We start from the raw sequence: 18,138 nt of genomic DNA, 5'->3' as shown, positions 1-18,138 counted from the left end.
CTCAGTTATTCACTCGCTCACCACACGTCCGCCGCGCGCGGCCGCGCCATCTGGCCGCTGCCCAGCAGCCACACCATCAGGGCATCGGCCTGTTCGCGCGTGGCCGCCACTTCCTGCACGATGCCGAAGGCTTTCATGGCGCCGGCCGCCAGCGCCTGCAGGCGCGCGCGCTGTTCCGCGTCCGCCTCGACCGACACCAGTCCGCGGCAAATGGCGGCCAGCGCCACCTTGTTATGCTTGAGCCACAGGCCGCGCCGCTTGCGGTCGATGTGCGCTTCGTCGCTGCGTTCCGCTTCAAACAGCAGGACGAACGGCTCGCCATGGCGCAGCAGGGCGTCCATGTCGTTTTCCCACAGCGGGGCATAGCCGTCGACGGCCGTTTCAGGGCGGAAGCGCACGATGGGAAAGTCGCTGACGTCGTGGATGGAGAAATGGGCGGGATTCGGTTTCATGGCGTGCTTCCTTGCGAGGTGGTTGAAAATGCTTGCCAGCCGCCGCCCAGCGCCTTGTAGACCTGGACCAGCGACAGCGAGGCGGTGGCGCGGCTGTCGACCAGCGCCGCTTCGTTGTTCAATAAGGTGTTTTGCACGTGCAGCACGTTGAGCAAGTCCGTGCCGCCCTGGCGGTACCGCAGTTCCGCGCTGCCCAGCGCGCGCCGTCCCTGTTTGACGGCTTCATCGAGGCTGGCCTGGCGCCGTTCGTTGGCCTGGTAGCCAGATAAGGCATCTTCCACCTCGTGCCAGGCGGCCAGCACCGTCTGGCGGTAGGCGATGGCCGCTTCCTGCTGCTGCGCCTCGCGCAATTGCAGCGTGCCGCGCAGGCGGCCGCCATCGAACAGGGGCACGCTGAAACCGGGGCCGAAGGCAAAGCGTTTGGCGTCCCAGCCGATGTCGGACAACTGCATCGTTTGCAGGCCGATGCTGCCCGACAGCGTGATGCGCGGATAAAAATCGCCTTGCGCCACGCCGATGGCGGCCGTGGCTGCGTGCAGCTGCGCTTCGGCGCGGCGGATGTCGGGACGCCGTTCGGCCAGGCCGCTGGGCACGCCCAGCTGCACCTGCATGGCCACGGCCGGAATGTCCTTGCCCGCCGCCAGTTCCGCCCGCAAGGCTTGCGGCGGCAGCGCCAGCAAGAGAGCGAGGGCATTGCCCAGGCGCGCTTCGCGCTGCTGCAGCGGCGGCAGGCGCGCTTCGATGGCGGCCACGTGGGCCGCCGCCTCGGCTTCGTCGAGCTGCGTCGCCACGCCTTCGCGCAGGCGGATGCGGGTCAGGTCCAGGGTATGGCAGGCGATATCGAGCAGTTGCTGCGTGATGGCCAGGGTCTGCTGCGCGCCGCGCAGCTCGATATAGTCGCGCGCCGTCTCGGCCAGCACGGCCAGCAGCACGCCGCGCTGCGTTTCCAGCGCCACGTCGACGCGCGCGTCGGCCGCTTCCACTTGACGGCGCACGCGGCCCCACAGGTCCAGTTCCCAGGCCGCATCGAGGTTGCCTTGCCACAGGCTGTAGGCTGACTGGCCGTTGTTGCGCGACGGGTCGCTCAAGCCTTGTTCGCTGTTGCGCGCGCGGCCGTAGCTGCCATTCGCGCCCAGGGACGGGCCTTGCGCGGCACCGGCCACGCCGCGTGCGGCGCGGCTTTGTTCCAGCCGGCTGGCGGCCGCCAGCACGTCGAGGTTGGCGCCGGCGGCGCGCCGCACCAGCGACGATAAGGTGGCGTCGCCGAAGCCGTCCCACCAGCGCTGCTCGATGGCGGCGTCCTGCTGGGCGGTGAAACGGGCATCCTGCGCTTGGCGCCATTGCTGTCCCAACGGCGCTTGCGGACGCTGGAAGTCGCTGCCCACGCTGGCGCAGCCGGCCAGGCCCAGGGCCGTGAAAATGATCAGTGCTTTCATCGCGCGCTCACCTGTTGCAGCAGTTGACGGCGTGTGGCCGTATCGATGCGCACTTCGGCCGACATGCCCACGCGCAGGCGGCTGCCGTCATCCTGGCCCGGATCGAGCGCGATCCTGACGGGGATGCGCTGCACCACCTTGGTGAAGTTGCCGGTGGCGTTTTCCGGCGCGATGGCGGCAAACGTCACGCCCGTGGCGGGCGCGATGCTGTGCACCGTGCCGCGCAGGAGCATGCCTGGATAGGCGTCGACGGCGATGCTGGCGCGCTGCCCCTGGCGCACGTGGGTCAACTGGGTTTCCTGCAGGTTGGCGACGACGAAGCTGCGGTTCAGGGGCACCACGGCCATCAGGCTGGCGCCGGGCGCCACCAGGGCGCCGACGCGCACGGCGCGGCGTCCCACGATGCCGTCGATGGGGGCGCGCAGCTGCGTATGCGACAGGTCAAGTTCGGCCCGCTGCAGGCTGGCGCGGGCGCGCAGCAAGGCCGCTTCGGCCGCGCCTTGCTGCGCCTGCAAAATGTCCGTCTGCTTGCGGGTGGCGACGAGGGCGGCGCGGTTTTGCGCCAGGCGCGCGCGGCTCACGTCGAAGCGCGATTGCGCCTGCTGCGCGTTCTGCACGCTGCCCGCGCCCTGGCCTGCCAGGTGCGTTGAGCGGGCCAGTTCCTGCTGCGCCAGCTTGTCTTCCGCCTGGTTGGCGTCGACCAGGGTCGTGGCTTGCTCGATCACCGATTGCTGGCGCTGCAAGGTGGCGCGGGCGTTGGCCAGCTGCGCCTCGGCGCCGGCTACCTCGGCGCGGGCCGAGGCGGCGGCGGCCTGGTAGTCGCGGTCGTCGATGCGCGCCAGCAGCTGACCCGCCTTGACAGTCTGGTTGTCTTCCACCAGCACTTCCCGCACGATGCCGCCCACCTTGGGCGAGAGCACGGTGTAGTCGGCGCTGACGAAGGCGTCGTCGGTGCCTTGTTCTTCGCTGGGGGAAAACAGCAGTTGCCAGGCGCAAAAGGCGAGGGCGCAGGCCAGCAGGGCCAGTCCGAGAAGAAACGCGCGTGAGCGCAGTATGGTTGTTTGCATGGGGATGCTCTTTCTTGAAATAAAAGTCAGGCTGCGCGCGGCGGATAGACGCGCGTCGGCAGGATGGGAATGATCAGGATCATGGCCAGCGCGATGGCGGCGACAATGAGGTACAGGTCGGACGAGGTCAGGGTGACGACTTGCGCATGCATGCGCGCACTCAAGCCGGCCATGTCCACGGCGCCGGGCAGGTTGCCCAGGCGCTCGCTGAGCACCGTCGAATGAAAGTGGTTGCGGCGCGTGATCAGCGCATCGAGCACGCCGGTGGCGACGACGGCCGACATGCCCTTGATGGTGTTGAACCAGGCCGAGGCGAAGGGACCATCCTGCGGCGCCAGGCCCGTGGTGGCCAGCAGCAGCAAGGGAATCACGGCCATCGGTTGCGCGAAGATCTGCACCGCCTGCAGCAGGTAGAAATGCGTGCGTATCCAGTCCGGCGACATGCGCGCGCCCAGCACGCAGGACAGGGCCAGCAAGGCCAGGCCGATGGCCAGCACCCAGCGGCAGTCGACGGCGCGGATATTGCACAGGGCGGCCACCAGCGGCAGGGCGATCAACTGCGGCAGCGCCACCATCAGCATCACGGGCGCCGTCTGCAGCGGACGGTAAGCGTGCACCTGCGCCAGGTAGGACGAGGGGATCAGGATCACGGCCAGCAGCACGAACAGCACGCCGCCCAGGGTCAGCAGGGCATGGCTGAGGTTACGCCGCGACAGCAGCTGCAGCTTGAAGAACGGCAGCGGATGCGACCATTCATTGACAAAGAACAGCACCAGCAGCACGGCGCCGCCGCCCAGCAGCACACAGATCAGCGGCGAGGCGAACCAGGCCAGGCGCTCGCCCTGCAGCAAGCCCACCACCAGCATGCTGATGGCGGGCAGGCCCAGCAGCAGGCCGCGCCAGTCGAATTGACGGAAACGCTCGAGGCGCAGCGGGTCTTGCGGCAAGCCCCACGACACCATCAGCAGCGCGACGATGCTGCCCGGGATGACTTGCCAGAACGCCCATTGCCAGCCCAGGTATTCGGTCCAGAAGGCGGCCAGCGGCGTGCCCAGGCTGGGACCGAAGGTGGCGCTCAGCGCATAGCCGCCCAGGCCATACAGCTTGATGTTCGGCGGCAGGAAGCGCAGCGCCACCGTCATCAGCATGGGCGGCAGGGCGCCGCCGGCCGCGCCCTGCACCACGCGCAGGACCATCAGCACGGACAGGTTCGGCGCGAACGGGCATAGCAGGCCGGCCGCCATGCAGACGATGATGGCGGCAGCCGTCAGCCGGCGCAGCGAGAACGTGACGGAACACCACGGCGCGAAGGCCATGGCCGACACCGAGGCGGCCGCATACAGGGCGACGAGCCAGCTGGCGTCGTCGCGCGCGATGCCCATGGCGCCGCGGATGTCGGCCAGCGCGATCTTGGTGATATTTTCATTCAGGCCGGATACCAGCACGGCCAGCAGCACGCCGGCCAGGCCGGTGGCCAGGCGCGGACCAAAGACGGGGGAGCCGGCGGTGAAGGGGGCGGCGCCGTCGTCGGGACGGCGCCGGGGAGCAATACAGCGGACACAGGGAACTCCGTGGATGAGAATCAGTCCACGCAGTATAGGTAGCCGTCAATCTTGTGAAAATTGATAATTGATGAAGTCTCGATTGCGTCTGGCGCAATGATGTTGGGTTCAGCGCCTATGCGCCCGGTGCGCTGCCGCACAGCGACTTGATCGTCGCGCGCAGCCAGCGGTGCGCGTGGTCGTGGTCGAGGCGCGGATGCCAGGCCTGGAATACGTCGACGTTGTCGACGGGAATGGGCAGCTGGAAGGTGCGCAGCTTCAAGCCCAGCCGTTCGACGATGGGCAGCAGGGGCGTGGGCATCAGCGGCAGCAGCAGGCGCGAATCGGCCACGGCGAAGATGGCGGACTGGAAGTTGGGGCTGATCAGCGAAACGCGGCGCGTGTAGCCCCGCTCGGCCAGGGCCGTGTCGAAGGGGCCGCGCGCCAGGCCGCGCCGCGAGACGCTGATATGTTCGTACTCGGTAAAGCTGTCCAGGTTGACGGGGCCGTCGAAGATCGGGTGGTCGCTGCGGGCGATGCCGACAAAGCCGCTGCTAAACAGCTGCTGCAGCTTGATGTCGGGCGCAAAGGCGCGCCGCGCGCTGATGTACAGGTCGATGCGGCCCGCGTGCAGGGCGTCGTTTTCCGTGGCGCCATCGCCTTCGGGCACGAAGCGCAGCACCGTGTTCGGCGCATGGCTGGCCAGCAGGTCGCGCAGCTTGCCGCCGTAGGAGCCGACGAACACGTCGTTGGCGCACAGGCTGAAGGTGCGTTCCAGGGTGCGCAGGTCGATTTCACGGCCGGACGTGAAGACGGCGTGCGCCTGTTCCACCACGCTGCGCACCTGCTCGCGCAATTCCAGCGCGCGCGGCGTGGGCGCCAGGCCGCGCCCGGAGCGCACGAAGACGGGGTCGCCGATGGCGTCGCGGATGCGCGCCAGGGTGCGGCTCATGGCCGGCGCGCTCAAATTCATGCGCCGCGCGGCGGCCACGGCGCTGCCTTCCTCGAGCAGGATGTCGAGGGCGACGAGCAGGTTCAGGTCGGGGAGTTTCATGCGGCGATTATAGCCCGGAGGTCAGTGCCGGCGTTGCGCCGGCAGGACGCCGGCGCAGAGGGAGATGCTATTGCGGTATTACTCGGCTGCCGGCTCGGCGCCGCAGCATTTCTTGTACTTCTTGCCGCTGCCGCAAGGGCAGTCGTCGTTGCGGCCCACTTTCGGCTCTTCGCGCTTCAGGGTCTGCACGGGAGCCTTGCGGCGCGGCACCCAGAAACGGTGGATGGCCGGCAGGTTCGCTTCCAGTTCCTGCGCGAGCTTGTGCGCCTTGACCGGGTCTTCCACCAGTTTCAGTTCTTCTTCCTTGATTTCGTCGGCGCCCAGCAGGTAGATCGGCTGCATCAGCTCGGCCACTTCGGAATCCCAGATTTCGTTCCACGAGCCGGGACGCAGTTCCATGCCGTCCCAGAAGCCCCAGCACCAGGCTTCGGCGTCGATCAGGGTCTGGCCTTCGTAGTCGTGTTCGACGAACAGGGCTTCGAATTCCTTGGGTGCCACTTCAAACGTCACCAGCACTTCGTTCATGAAGCGCATGATCAGGTTGACGATGCGCTCTTCTTCCTTGCTGTTCTTGAATTTCGGCGCATCTTCGGCATCTTCGCCCCACACGCGCGGCAACCACTCGGCCGGCATGATCGGTTCCGGACCGATGGCGACGGCCGTCAGATAGCCGTGCAGCATATCCATGGTCATGGCGTCTTCGGAGCACCGGTCCGACAACAGGAATTGGTCTAATTCGTCGAATTCTTTTTCTGATAATGGCTGTTCGAGTTGCATGGCTTGCTCTTTGATGAAATGTAAGGCGCCAGTATACGCCTTGCGGCGCTTCATCACCGAAGTGTTTGCACCGGCAGCCCGCGCGCGCCTTACAATGTCGCTTATGCACAATGAAAACCAGCCGCACGAGGACGACCGGCCCGTCCATCCCTTTTCCGCTCTGAGCCCCGATTGCGTGCTCGACGCGCTCGACAGCGTGGGGCTGCGCGGCGATGGCCGTCTGCTGGCGCTCAACAGCTATGAAAACCGCGTCTACCAGGTGGGCATCGAAGACAGCGCGCCCCTCGTGGCCAAGTTTTACCGTCCCGCGCGCTGGAGCGATACGGCCATTCTGGAAGAACACGCGTTCGTGTCCGAGCTGGTCGAACGCGAAATCCAGGTGGTGCCGGCGCTGGCGATCAACGGCAGCTCCCTGCACCAGTACCAGGGCTTCCGTTTTGCCGTCTTCCCCCGCCACGGCGGCCGCGCGCCCGAGCTGGACGATCCGGCGACCCTGGAATGGATAGGGCGCTTCATCGGCCGCATCCACGCCGTCGGCGCGCTGTCCACGTACAAGGAACGCCCGGCGCTCGATCACCAGACGTTTGGCGTCGAACCGCGCGAGTTCCTGCTGGAGGGCAATTTCCTGCCGCCCGAACTGCTGGCCGCCTATTCCAGCGTGGCGCAGCAGGCGCTCGACGGCGTCAAGCGCTGCTACGACCGCGCGGGCGACGTGGCCGTGCTGCGCACGCATGGCGATTGCCATGGCGGCAACGTGCTGTGGACGGACGCCGGCCCCCATTTCGTCGATTTCGACGACAGCCGCATGGGCCCGGCCATCCAGGACCTGTGGATGATGCTGTCGGGCGAACGCGGCGACCAGGTGCGCCAGATGAGCGACATCCTGGCCGGCTACGAGGATTTTTGCGATTTCGACCCGCGCCAGCTGTACCTGGTCGAAGCGCTGCGCACCCTGCGCCTGATCCATTATTCGGCCTGGCTGGCGCGCCGCTGGGACGACCCGGCCTTCCCCGTCGCCTTCCCGTGGTTTAACACGCAGCGCTACTGGCAGGACCGTATCCTGGAACTCAGGGAGCAGGTGGCGCTGATGGACGAGGCGCCTTTGTGGCCCATTTGAGTTAAATAGCGAAAAGAAAGGTAAAAGCGGCTCTTCTTGCCGCGCTGATTTGTGCATGCCTGTTCGATAATGGTGGTAATAAATTCCCATAAGCAACGGAATTCACCCGAATAAGCGAGAAATCATGCAAGCACAGCAAAATCAGCGCCAGGCCGCCTCCCTCACCGTCGCGTATTCCGCCGACGACGAGTTCGACCAGGACAGCATCGTTTCGCTGCATGATTTCAAGGACCTGGAGCGCAAGGCCGAGGCGCCGGCTGTCGCCATCGCGCCCGACCCGCAAGCCGAATTGCAGACCGAGCCGGCAGCCGAAGCCGATGCCAAGGCGCCCGCCGCCGAACGCCAGAAAATGGAATTGAAAGCCATCCACGAGGCGATCGCCCGCGTGGAGGCGGAAGCGAAGGCCACCTGCGCCGCCGAGAGCCGGGCCCTGGCCGAGGCGCGCGTGCGCTCGCTGGCCGAGGACCGCGCCGCCATCGATGCGGCCGCCGCCGCCGCCGCGCAGCAAAATGCGCAGGCGGCCGAGGAAGCGATCGCCGCCAACCGCGAACGCCTCGACACCATGCGCGCCGCCGCGCAGGCCAGCGTGGCCCGCCTGGAGGCCGTCAAGCAGGAGACGGCCGAACTGCGCGCCCGCGTGGAGTCCGACAATGAAATCCGCCTGGCTGCGGAACAGCGCGCCCGCGCCGAGCAGGAAAGCCGCTTGCGCGCCAGCGAGCAGGTGGCGGTGCAGTCGGAACTGGCCGAGCAGGCCGCCCGCGCCGCCGAGGAATTGCAGGTGCAGACGGAGCAGGCGCGCCTGCAGGCCGTCGAGCGCGTCGCCGCCGTACAGGCGGCCAAGGAAGAAATGGTGGGCATCGCCTCGGCCGACGCCCGTGTCGCCGTGCTGGCCCGCGAACGCGAGCGCCATGCGCACGGTGCGCGCCAGACGGCGCAGATGCTGGCCGAAGCGGAAAGCGAAGCGCTGGACTTGACGGTCCAGCGCGAGCGCGCCGACCAGATCGCGCTGGAATCGGCCTTCAACCGCGCCGCCGCCGAAGTGCGCGCCCTGGAAGAAGCGCGCGCGCTGGCGCACCTGGAACAGGAACGCGAAGCCATCGCCCTGGCGCAGGCGGAATCGGAACGCCATGCGGCGCAATCGCTGCGTCTGCGCCTGCAGACGGAAAAGGAGTTGCGCGACGCGGCCATCCACCGCGAGCGCCTGGAAATGGTGGCTGTGGCCAGTGCGCAGGCGCGCCGCGACGCCGACGTGCGCATCCTGGCCGCCACCGAGGCGCGCATCGAGGTGGACCGCCAGCTGCGCGCCGTGGCGCTGGCCCGCGTGGCCGCCGAACAGGATGCGGAAATCGCCGGTCACGCCAAGCTGGAAGCGGAAACGGCGGCCCTTGAAGAAACCAGGGCCCGCGAAGCGGCCGAGCAGGCCGCCGCCGTGGCGGCCGCCCGCGAGCTGGAAGAGCAGCAGCGCGCCGCCAGCCTGGCGCAGGAACGCGCCGAACTGGCGCGCCAGGCGGCCGAACTGGCCGCCAGCCAGAATGATGCCGAGCAGGCCGAAGTCGATGCCGGCAAGGCGACCTTGGCCGCGCAGGAACAGGCAGCGCAACTGGCACAGGAAAAAGCCCGCCAGGCAGAGCAGCTGCTGCAGGCGGAGCAGGAACGCCTGGCCGCCGAGCAGGCCGCTGTCGCCGCCTTGAAGGAAAAACTGGAAGCGGAAGCGCTGGCCTTCAACGCGGCGCAGGAACGCACGGCCGCCGAAGGCGCGCAAGCGGAACTGCTGCGCGGCCAGCAGGCGGCCGAACTGGCCTTGCGGGAAGCGGCGCAAAAGGAAGCGGACGCCATCCGCATCCTGATGGACCAGGCGCTGGTCGAAGGCGAAAAAGGCCGCCGCCGCGCAAGCCGTGCAGGCGCAGGCGCGCCTGGCCGTGGAACTGGGACAAGTGCATAGCGAGCGCGCCCGCGTGGAGGAAGACAAGGCGCAAGCTGCCGATGCACTGCTGGCGTCCGAGCGCGATTTCGTCGCGGCCGAACGCGAGTCGCTGGCCCTGATCGCGCAAAAACTGGTGCAGCAGCGCCAGACCAGCAGCGTCGAAGAGCGTGCCTCGAAAGCGATCGCCGGCCGCCTGGAAGCGGAAAAGCAGGCGACGGCGGCAGCCGAAGCGCGCGCCGCCATGGAACAGCAGGCGCTGGAAGCCATGCGCCAGCGCGAGCAGCTGGAACTGGCCGCGCAGCAGGCCGCCAGCGAGAAGCTCGACGCGCAGCAAGCCTTGCTGGCCAGCGCGCAAGCCCATGCCGCGCTGCAGCGCAAGGCGGCCGAGACGACGCGTGCGATGGCGGCCGCCAAACAGCAGTTGCTGGAACGCGATACGGCCCGCGCACAGCAGCAGGAGCGCGAACTGGCGGCCCTGCGCGCCAGCCTGGAGCAGCCGCAAAGCGCGTTTTCCAGCTCTCTGACCGCCGCCCGCGCGAAAGCCGAACAGGTGAGCTCGGCCAGTCTGACGCGCGAAGTGATCGAGCGGCTGACGCAGCCTAACGAGTCGGCCGGTGCAGTCTGGCGTTCGCGCTAGGCAGGATATCGAACCAAACCTACTGCGCGGCGCGCTTTGCGGCTGGCGATGCTCACCGGCTCGGCGCCCCCGTACTAAAGTACGGGGGCGCTTCTCAGCCACAAATCACTGCCGCTCGCTACGGTTTTGTTCGGTATCGTTACTTTAGCGGAAGAGCAAGATTTTTTACGTTTTTCCATCAGAACTTGCGTCCCACTCCCACCAAAATGACATCCGCATCGCGGTGATAATCGGTGATGACCCGGTTCCACGCCACGTGCGCCACCCAGCGGCGGTCCACGTGGTAGCGGCCCACGGCCGACAGCAAGCCCGTCAGGCGCGTGCTGTGGCCCTGGGTGTCGCGTGCATCCCACGCCACGTACGGCCCGCCGCCCATGCCGAATTCCACCTTTTCATTGAGCGAACGGATCAGCCATAGCTGGGCGGCCATGCCGCGCCGATGCGCCAGCGCCGTGCTGCCTTCGTCGAGGGCGGTGACCGTCCAGTCCACGTATTGTCCCGCCGCGCGCCGGTATTCGAGGGCGAACGGGCGCGAGGACTCGGAGCGCATGCTGTTGACGATGGTGTGGCCGGTCGATAAGGTCAAGGTGTCGTCGTGGGCCCAGTTCTGCAGGTGCAGCTTGGCGCCCGGCACGCCGTCATAGCGGTAGCCCGCGCCGATCAGCAGGTGCGTGGTGTTGTCCTTGCCACTGGGCCGGATGCGGTTGAGCTGCGCTTGCGCATACCAGCGGTTGTCGAACTGCCAGCGCGCCTGCAGGCTGACGATGGAGCCCCAGCCATGGTCATTGTCGAAATTGTGCGGTGCTTCATCGGTCTTGGCCGTGTCGAAGAAAAAATAGCGGCCCACGCCGGCGCCCAGCATCAGGCCCTGCTCCACTTTTTTCGTGCGCAGCCAGACCTGGCCCGCCATGCCGTCGCGGTGATGGTCTTCCGGGTGGCCTTCATTGATGTACGACAGGCTGACGGCATTGTAGTTGCCCACCGGCTGCGTGTAGCTGATGGCCGCCACAAAGGTGCGCTCATTGGTCGCGTTGACTTTCAGGGCGCCGGCCATGCCGGAGATATCCTGTGCCTGGGCGGACAGGGGCAGCGAGGCGGCCAGCAAGGCCAGGGCGGCGGGGCGTATGCGCATGGTATTTCCGGTCGTGGTGATGCTCGCTAACGGCGGGCTGGCTGGACGTACTGCGCTAGCGCAAGCATCGAGTGTTTTTACTACAGCAATGAACAGTTCCAGTCAGAACTAATTGCGATAGTGTATAAGAAAGCGGGAATGTGTGAGGCGCGCCATGCGGCTGGAGAGCGGGGAAGGGCGCCGGCGCGAGTATGGCTGGCCGGCGCGATGCTGCTGAAGTTGCTGGACTTGCGGTGGTATTGCTGTCTGTATTACTGACTCAGGACGACTTTATCGGCAAAATATTCCGTCTCGCCGAAGCATTGCGTGGGCACGCCCTTGTGCTGGCTGTAGGTGACGAGGATGCGCTTGCCTGCGGCGGCCGTCAGCTGTTTCGCCACCTCCTCGTCGCGCACGCTGAACTGGAATTTTTCCGGGATGGTGCCCGGCAGCGCCGTCAGCAACAATTCCCCTTCCCACGTCTTGCAGATCCAGCCCCGTTTGGAGAACTTTTGCAGGTAGCCCGCCCGTTCGCCTTCCGAGTACGAGAAGCTCAGGGCCATCCACGTGTAGGCGGCCAGCAGCAGGAAGCCGGCCACGAGGAAGATGGCGAAGGCGAAGGTGACTTTTTTGGTCGTTGGGGTCATGGTAGGGTTGTCTAAGTAAAAAAATGGGGATGCTTAAAAATGTTCAGGGCAAGGCGCATTGCCGAAGACAGTACGATTAGTACGGCAAGGCAATGCAACGCCGCCATGGACTTTTTTAAGCGTTCCCTCAGTCTTTCCGGCCGGCTTTCCAGTTCAGGCCAAAGTTGTATCGTTCATCCATGGCCTGGTGCGCCGTGATTTTACCTTGGCCGCCGAAGTATTCCACCAATTTTGTCACCTGCAGGTTGCCGCCGTGGTTTTCCAGCATGGCGATGGCGCACATGGCATGCTGGCTGTCGCTGTCGAGGCGCACTTCCACCGTCGGCTGGCCCGGAATCTCGATCGTCACGACGCCGTCCGTGGCGGCCCAGTTCGGCACGCCTTCGTAGATGAAGGCATACACGAGCACGCGCTTGATCTGGTCGAAATGGGTGCCGTTGATGAAGATGTTTTCGCCGCTGCTGACGCTGCCCGTGCGGTCGTCGCCTTCCAGGTGGATGTACGGCGGGCGGTCATACGCGCCCCAGCTGTTGCCCAGCGCCTGTACGGCGCTCTTGGCGCCATTGCTCATCTCGAACAGGCAGCCGATATCGAGGTCGATGCCGCCCGCGCGGCCGGCCGGCTTGTTGAACAGCTTGCCCAGGAAGCCCGTGTCCAGCTTCGATGCGGGCGCCTGGCCTTGCGACGCGTTCTGGTTCCAGTTCAGGTTGACCCGGATGCGGCCGTAACCGCCGCTGTCGCGCTTGTCGAGCGAGATCTTGTCGCCGCGCTTTTCCAGGCGGATCTTCGACAGCGAGATTTTATTCGCCGGCGGCGGGGCCGCTGGCGCAGGCGCGGGAGCCGGCGCCGGAGAGGATTGCGCTGCTTCGCTGCCGCCGAAGTGCTTCAGCAGCGCCGCCAGGCCGCCCGCGAAACCCTGGCCCACGGCGCCGAAGCGCCAGCTGCCGTCGCGGCGATACAGTTCGCCGATGATGACGGCTTTCTCGTCCTGGAAGTCATTGCCCGTGAAGGCAAAGGTGGCGGCCTGGCCCAGCGCCAGGCTGGAGTTGCCCAGCGCGCGCATGCTGCCCTGTTCCGTCGCCGCCGTGAATACCAGCTTGTCGATGGCGGCGGGCAGGCGGGAAAGGTCGACCTGGAACACGGAGCGCGGGCCGTTCAGCTCCACCGTGACGGCGTTGTCCGGCGCGCTTTTCTGGTTGTAGAACACCATGTAGCGGTCGTCCGACAGCTTGCCGGCCGCATCGACGCCGAAGCAGCTGACGTCCACTTCCATCGAGCCCGAAACGATATCGAGCGTGACGGCAAACGGGCCATTCAAGCCCAGGTCAGCCAGTTTGCCTTTTTGTCCGCGTGTGAAATTGGTCATGGTCGTGCAATCCCTTCGTCGCTTGAGAGTTGAGTCAATGAGATAGTCGGCAGGTGCGCGGCGGCGTTGTCGGCCGCATGGCGGATGCCGAACAGGCGCGCCTGCTCGATGATGCGCAGGGCCCAGCTGCTGTGCGTGGCCACTTCGCACATCGATTCCTGCATGCGGAACACGGCCGGGCTGTCCGGGTCGATGATGCGCAGCGCCAGTTCGATGTCCGACTGCGCCACCTGGTAGTGGCGCTCGATCTGCGGCACCTGGTCCGGGTGGATGGCCGTCTTGGCGATCATGCCGTGCGCCATGTCCTGCGCCACTTCGGCGTCGAGCCAGCTGCCCTGCGACAGGTGTTCGAAGACGGGCGCCGTCAGCTGGAAGCCGTGCGGCTTGAAGATCGTCACCAGGCGGCCGATGACCTGCCCCAGCGGCGTCTGGTAGATGGTGCCGCTGGTGGGGCGGCGCAGGCCCAGCAGGGCCAATAAATCGTTGCCGCCAATGCGCAGGGCCAGGATGCGGCGCCGCACTTCCGGCGCCGACAAAATGATGCGGAACTGCTTCATTTCCTCGTCGTCGAACACTTCCGCCGTTTCCAGGGTCGGCATCAAGAGGTGATGCGTGTGGCGCACCAGCTCGAAATACGCGGCGAAATTGTGGCGCGTGGATTTCGGCAGCACGAAGCCGCTCAATTTGTCGGCGCCCGGCATGGCCAGCACGCGCGCCAGTACCTCAAGGTTACGCACGCGCACGAAGCGCAGGGTGTCCGATTCCTCGCACATGTTTTGCAGCGCCAGCGACAGATTGAACATCGCATAACTGAGGTCGCGTTCCGCGATGGCGTCTTCGGTGCAAAGGATGACCGAACGCAAATGGCTGAATTTGTCGCCGTTGGCGATCGCCAGCAAGTCCTTGTGCGTGGTCGGCACGTACATGGAGGCGCCCAGCGCCGCCTTGTGTTCGCTTTGCGGGTGTAGGGAGTTGTTATCCATCGACTGCGCTCCTGATAAGGGCGACCGCCTGGTAAGGCAGCGCCGGTTCTACTGTGACGGGTATGGCTTTTTCCTGCGCCAGAAGCAGCAAATGTGCCACGTCCGGCGCATTCGTGTCGCGCACGATCAGGCGCTCGGGCACGCGGCGCAGCAGCACGCGCGTCGCTTCGCCGATGCCCGGCTTGATCAGGTTGATGTCGCTGATGCCGTATTCCTGCTGCGCGGCGGCCATGTAGGCTTGCGAGCGGGCCGCCATGGCTGGCGCATCGCTCGCCTCGGCCAGCGGGATGCCGCTGCTGGCGGCGATCGCCATGGCGTCGGCCACCAGGCCGTCGGCGAAAGCGCGCGACTGGTCGTGCTGCTCGAACTGCGCGTAATACACGCAGCCGTGGAAGTCGCCGGGGCCGATGGCTTCATTGAGCACGGAGCGGCTGACCAGGCCCGAGACGGTGGCATTCAAGATGCTCGACGGGATCAGGTAGTCGCTGGCCGAGGCGGCGCAGGCGGCCGTGCCGGCCAGGTCGGACAGCACGAACAGGCCGCCGTCGATCGCCGTGCCATTGGCCGCGTTGAAATCGTGGACCGTCTGGCGCAGCTCGCGCGAAATCACGCCCTTGCCCGTCCAGCCGTCGACGAAGACGAGGGACTCGGCCGCATGGCCCTGCGCCAGGATGTGTTGCAGGGCATGCGCGTCGATGCCGCGGTCGCGGATGATGGAGACGGAATAATGGCTGCATGCGCGCTGGAAGACCTGGCGCAGCAAGTGCCCCAGGATGACGCCCACGGGCGTGCCGGCGCGCGCCAGCGAGACGAGCGTGATGGGGCCCGTGCGGCGCGCCGCGATCAGGGCGGCCAGGCGCAGGCAGTCGCGCGCCATCTGCAGGCGGTTGGCCGCGAACGCGCTCTGGAACAGGGCCAGGTAGGCGGGCGAGGGCAGGGACTCCGGCGACAGCATTTCGCTGTAGTGGCGCTGGCCCGACTGGATCAAGCGCTCCTTTTCTGCCAAATCGAGAATCGGTTCGAGCGCCATCGGCGTGAGCAGAAACTCCACGTCTTCCTGGCGGTAGCTGCCGCTGAAATGCGGTGTTGTTTCACTCATAGCGCCGCCACCGTGAGGGCCGCTAGCTGGGTGCCGTTGGGGATGATGGCGTAGTCGCAGGCGGCCATGAAGCGGGCGTCCGAGCGGCTGTCGCCCATGCCGAAGCTGACGATGGGGCCGTGTTCGGCTTCCAGTTCCGCGCGCAGGTAGGCCACGGCGCGCGCCTTGTTCAAGGTTTTCGGCAGCACGGCCAGGTTGTTGCCGTTGCGGTGGATGAAGTAGTCGGCGCCTTCGGCGGCGATCCACTGCCGCAGCACCTGCTCCTCGATGTCGGCCAGGCGTTCGCCGCGTGCTTCATGGTCCTTGACGACGATGTAGAACGGCGTGTTGTAATCCTCGATCAGGCGCGCGCGCGAAGGCATGCCCGTCTTGACCTGGAAATCGTCGATGATGCGCATGGCGTCCCGCAGGCCGGGCAAGGCCGTCTGCATGTCGTTCTGCATCAGGGCCAGCCAGCCCGCGTCGAGCGCGCCGCCCGGCTGCAGCACGATGCCGCCGTAATCGAGCACGCTGTAGCTGGTAAACGGCAGGTCGACGCGGCGGAATGCGTCGCCATTTCTTGCCGTGGCGGGGATCAGGGTCATGCCGCTTTGCGCGAATTCAAAGAAGGCGCGCTGGCGCGCCGTCGTAAACGAGCAGGCCTCGCCATTTTTCAGATAGGCGGCCGCTTGCAAATCGGTCTCGCCCGGGCATTTTTTCGGGGTCTGGAACAGTGTGTCGTCCAGATCAACAAACAGGAATTTCTTCAATTTTGGTCTCTGACTGAAAGTGGAACAGGCGGCCGTTCAATTGGCCGGCGAGTTGCATGAGGGCCGGGCTGGCCGGGGTTTCATGGCAGATGAAAACGTGCTGGTACTGGCCCGGCGCCACGTTGTACAGGTAATTGGCGATGCCTTCGCCGTAATTGTCGTCGCAGTTGACGATATGGCCGACGGAGCCCCACGACAAAATGGGTGAGCGCGTGGTCGACTGCACCACGACGTTCTTGCCCAGCGCTTCGAGCTCGCGCGCCAGCAGGAACGACGGGTGCATGAATTCGCCCGTGCCCAGCACCAGCACGGAATCGCCGGCGCCGATTTCCTGCGCCAGCTGCACCGCCAGGCCTTGCGGCGGCGCCAGGGCGCGGCCCACGCCGATGCGCCCGAATGCGGGGCTGGCGCCCCGTTCCTCGTTGGCCTCGAAGCGCTGCGCGCTGGCCGCCACCGGAGCGGGCGCGGCGCCGGCCTGGAAGGCGTAGTGGCCGGACAGCGCCGCGCCGATGGTCGTGGGCAGGCCGAAACGCTCACTCAAGCCCGCGTTGGCGGCCTGGCCCATGAAATTGGTGATCACGCCCAGGTGCAGCTTTTCCAGCTGCGGATAGCGCGCGCGGCACACTTGCACCAGGTTGGCGAAGGTGTTGCCGGTCGAGGCTTCATCGTCGATCAGCACCAGGCTGCGCGCCGTGGAAAACAGGGCGCTGGCCGTGTCCGACAAGTGTAAGAACTGGCGCGGCGCGTGGCTGTGCGATTCCTCGAATTCGAAGAAGGGCACCGTGCCCACGCGGTAGCGCGAGCTGTGCAAAAACAAAGCCTTGCAGGAAGAGCCGGGGTTGGCGCGCAACCACGCTTCGAACACGCCCTGGCCCAGGCCGACGGCCGTTTCCGCCATGGCGATGAAGACGACGGGGCCGGGCAGGCTGGGGGGATTTGCGCGGCCAGGTCGTCGTGGATGGCTTGCATGGCGCGCGGCGTGACGGGCCAGTGCTTGCCCAGCACCTTGGACAGGAACAAAAAGCCCCGCTTGGCGTTGGCGCGCGCGGCAAAGCCGATCAGCCAGTCGAGCGGAAAGCGCGCCTCGTCCACCTTCAGGGTCAGCTCGCCCGTGGGCATCTGCTGCTTGACGACGTTCATGGCAGCTCCACGGCGCAGGCGGCTTCGCCCACGCGCATGCCTTCGCGGATGGCGGGCACGGTGAGCTTGTCAAAGCCCTGGTCGAAACCGGCCAGCGCCAGGTAGGGCAGGTTGGGACCCGCCGCGCACGCCATGCCGATGCCGCCCGACATGCGCGGATTGATCTCCAGCAGCGCCAGGCCATTCGCGCCTTCGCGGAACTGGATGTTGAAGACGCCGTTCAGGCGGTAGTCGCGCGCCAGTTTGTCGCAGGCCGCCAGCAGGTCGGCGCGCAGCTCGATCAGCTGGCCGCTGCCGCCCCCATGCAGCTTCTTGCGCGGCACGGCGCAAATGAGCTTGCCCTGGTCGGCGACGCAGTCGGCGCTGTATTCGTGGCCGTCGAGGTATTCCATCAGCAGCAGGGTCTTGAACGATGCCATCTGCGCCAGGCCGTTGCGCAGATCTTGCGCATTGATCTGGTAGGCGGCGCCGGCCAGCAGCAGCTGGGCGCTGGTGCGCTCTTCATCGAGTATGGCAAAGCCCAGGGCATACACGGATTCGGACGGCTTGATGCACAGCTTGCGATGCAGCGGGCGCAGTTCGGCGTAGGCGGCATCGTATTCTGCGATGTTTGTGACGGCGCGGTAGTCGGCCGGGCGCGCCATGGGCAGGTCGAGGCCCTCGCAGAAGCGCGCCTTGTCATGCATCAGGGTCAGGGTGTCTTCGCTGGCCACGCTGAGCACGCGCGTGCCGATGGCGGCGAAGCGCGCGCTGGCGCTGCCGATCAGGCCCGCTTCCTTGCCGGGCCAGAAAATGGTGATGCCCCGCTCGCGGCAAAATTCCAGGCACCATTCGACATAGTTGTGGCCCGTCAGTCCCGACGGTTCGACCGCGTATTCGTGGGCCGACAAAAAGGCGGCCGCATGCGCATTCGTATTGCTGCACACGATGTGATAACGGGGCGCACCGCCAGTGGCGGCGCTGTCGGCTTCGCGGATCAGGCGCATGGCCGTGCCGACCGAGGAAAATGTTTTGTTGAACCAGACTCTTTGCATGTAC

General features: G+C 66.3%; 17 protein-coding genes. 3 read left to right on the top strand and 14 right to left on the bottom strand.

All coding sequences use genetic code 11. The features are described from left to right. Nucleotides 1-17: 17 nt before the first annotated feature. The 6 genes from ACRHIG_RS26010 to ACRHIG_RS25985 form a co-directional block, all read right to left on the bottom strand. Complete coding sequence (locus ACRHIG_RS26010) at nt 18-452, bottom strand: hypothetical protein (RefSeq protein ID WP_489628388.1); 435 nt, start codon at nt 450-452, stop codon at nt 18-20. Next, the gene (locus ACRHIG_RS26005; RefSeq protein WP_489628387.1) at nt 449-1,888 is read right to left on the bottom strand and encodes an efflux transporter outer membrane subunit; all 1,440 of its coding nucleotides are present in this window, start codon (nt 1,886-1,888) and stop codon (nt 449-451) included. Before ACRHIG_RS26005 ends, ACRHIG_RS26010 begins: the two co-directional genes overlap by 4 nt. After that, a complete protein-coding gene (locus ACRHIG_RS26000) occupies nt 1,885-2,955 on the bottom strand; it encodes an HlyD family secretion protein (protein WP_489628386.1) in 1,071 nt (356 codons plus the stop codon). Before ACRHIG_RS26000 ends, ACRHIG_RS26005 begins: the two co-directional genes overlap by 4 nt. 26 nt (nt 2,956-2,981) lie before the next feature. Next, nucleotides 2,982-4,412, bottom strand: a complete 1,431-nt coding sequence (locus ACRHIG_RS25995) for an MFS transporter (protein ID WP_489628385.1) — start codon at nt 4,410-4,412, stop codon at nt 2,982-2,984. A gap of 220 nt (nt 4,413-4,632) precedes the next feature. Beyond that, entirely contained in the window at nt 4,633-5,550 is a 918-nt protein-coding gene (locus ACRHIG_RS25990) for a LysR family transcriptional regulator (RefSeq protein WP_475417750.1), read from the bottom strand. Nucleotides 5,551-5,628: 78 nt separating this feature from the next. Beyond that, nucleotides 5,629-6,327, bottom strand: coding sequence for a UPF0149 family protein (locus ACRHIG_RS25985; protein WP_102294997.1), 699 nt, complete (start codon nt 6,325-6,327; stop codon nt 5,629-5,631). 103 nt (nt 6,328-6,430) lie between these two features. Between ACRHIG_RS25985 and ACRHIG_RS25980 the strand changes: the two genes are divergently transcribed. The 3 genes from ACRHIG_RS25980 to ACRHIG_RS25970 all read left to right on the top strand — a co-directional run bounded on the left by ACRHIG_RS25980 (nt 6,431) and on the right by ACRHIG_RS25970 (nt 10,005). Next, entirely contained in the window at nt 6,431-7,444 is a 1,014-nt protein-coding gene (locus ACRHIG_RS25980) for a serine/threonine protein kinase (protein ID WP_489628384.1), read from the top strand. A gap of 124 nt (nt 7,445-7,568) precedes the next feature. Further along, entirely contained in the window at nt 7,569-9,386 is a 1,818-nt protein-coding gene (locus tag ACRHIG_RS25975; RefSeq protein ID WP_489628383.1) for a coiled-coil domain-containing protein, read from the top strand. Beyond that, complete coding sequence (locus ACRHIG_RS25970) at nt 9,340-10,005, top strand: hypothetical protein (RefSeq protein WP_489628382.1); 666 nt, start codon at nt 9,340-9,342, stop codon at nt 10,003-10,005. The genes ACRHIG_RS25975 and ACRHIG_RS25970 overlap by 47 nt, the downstream gene beginning before the upstream one ends. Before the next feature lie 178 nt (nt 10,006-10,183). Here the strand turns inward: ACRHIG_RS25970 and ACRHIG_RS25965 are convergent, their stop codons facing one another. The 8 genes from ACRHIG_RS25965 to ACRHIG_RS25930 form a co-directional block, all read right to left on the bottom strand. Then, nucleotides 10,184-11,137, bottom strand: coding sequence for a hypothetical protein (locus ACRHIG_RS25965; RefSeq protein WP_489628381.1), 954 nt, complete (start codon nt 11,135-11,137; stop codon nt 10,184-10,186). A gap of 251 nt (nt 11,138-11,388) precedes the next feature. Continuing rightward, entirely contained in the window at nt 11,389-11,763 is a 375-nt protein-coding gene (locus ACRHIG_RS25960) for a DUF8785 domain-containing protein (protein WP_046682297.1), read from the bottom strand. A 127-nt stretch (nt 11,764-11,890) separates the two neighbouring features. Then, nucleotides 11,891-13,129, bottom strand: a complete 1,239-nt coding sequence (locus ACRHIG_RS25955) for a TerD family protein (RefSeq protein ID WP_489628380.1) — start codon at nt 13,127-13,129, stop codon at nt 11,891-11,893. Then, nucleotides 13,126-14,112 (bottom strand): HpcH/HpaI aldolase/citrate lyase family protein, encoded by a 987-nt coding sequence (locus tag ACRHIG_RS25950; RefSeq protein ID WP_489628379.1) that lies wholly within the window; start codon nt 14,110-14,112, stop codon nt 13,126-13,128. The genes ACRHIG_RS25955 and ACRHIG_RS25950 overlap by 4 nt, the downstream gene beginning before the upstream one ends. Next, a complete protein-coding gene (locus ACRHIG_RS25945) occupies nt 14,105-15,211 on the bottom strand; it encodes a cysteine protease StiP family protein (protein ID WP_489628378.1) in 1,107 nt (368 codons plus the stop codon). The genes ACRHIG_RS25950 and ACRHIG_RS25945 overlap by 8 nt, the downstream gene beginning before the upstream one ends. After that, the gene (locus tag ACRHIG_RS25940) at nt 15,208-15,960 is read right to left on the bottom strand and encodes an HAD family hydrolase (RefSeq protein ID WP_489628377.1); all 753 of its coding nucleotides are present in this window, start codon (nt 15,958-15,960) and stop codon (nt 15,208-15,210) included. Before ACRHIG_RS25940 ends, ACRHIG_RS25945 begins: the two co-directional genes overlap by 4 nt. Continuing rightward, nucleotides 15,938-17,173: a phosphoribosyltransferase domain-containing protein gene (locus ACRHIG_RS25935; protein WP_489628376.1), complete on the bottom strand. Its 1,236-nt coding sequence runs from the start codon at nt 17,171-17,173 to the stop codon at nt 15,938-15,940. The genes ACRHIG_RS25940 and ACRHIG_RS25935 overlap by 23 nt, the downstream gene beginning before the upstream one ends. Continuing rightward, nucleotides 17,097-18,134, bottom strand: a complete 1,038-nt coding sequence (locus ACRHIG_RS25930) for an ATP-grasp domain-containing protein (RefSeq protein WP_489628375.1) — start codon at nt 18,132-18,134, stop codon at nt 17,097-17,099. The genes ACRHIG_RS25935 and ACRHIG_RS25930 overlap by 77 nt, the downstream gene beginning before the upstream one ends. Nucleotides 18,135-18,138: the final 4 nt, after the last annotated feature.

Source organism: Janthinobacterium sp. C22 (genome assembly GCF_057919405.1).
This window is presented reverse-complemented; position numbering and strand designations above follow the sequence as displayed.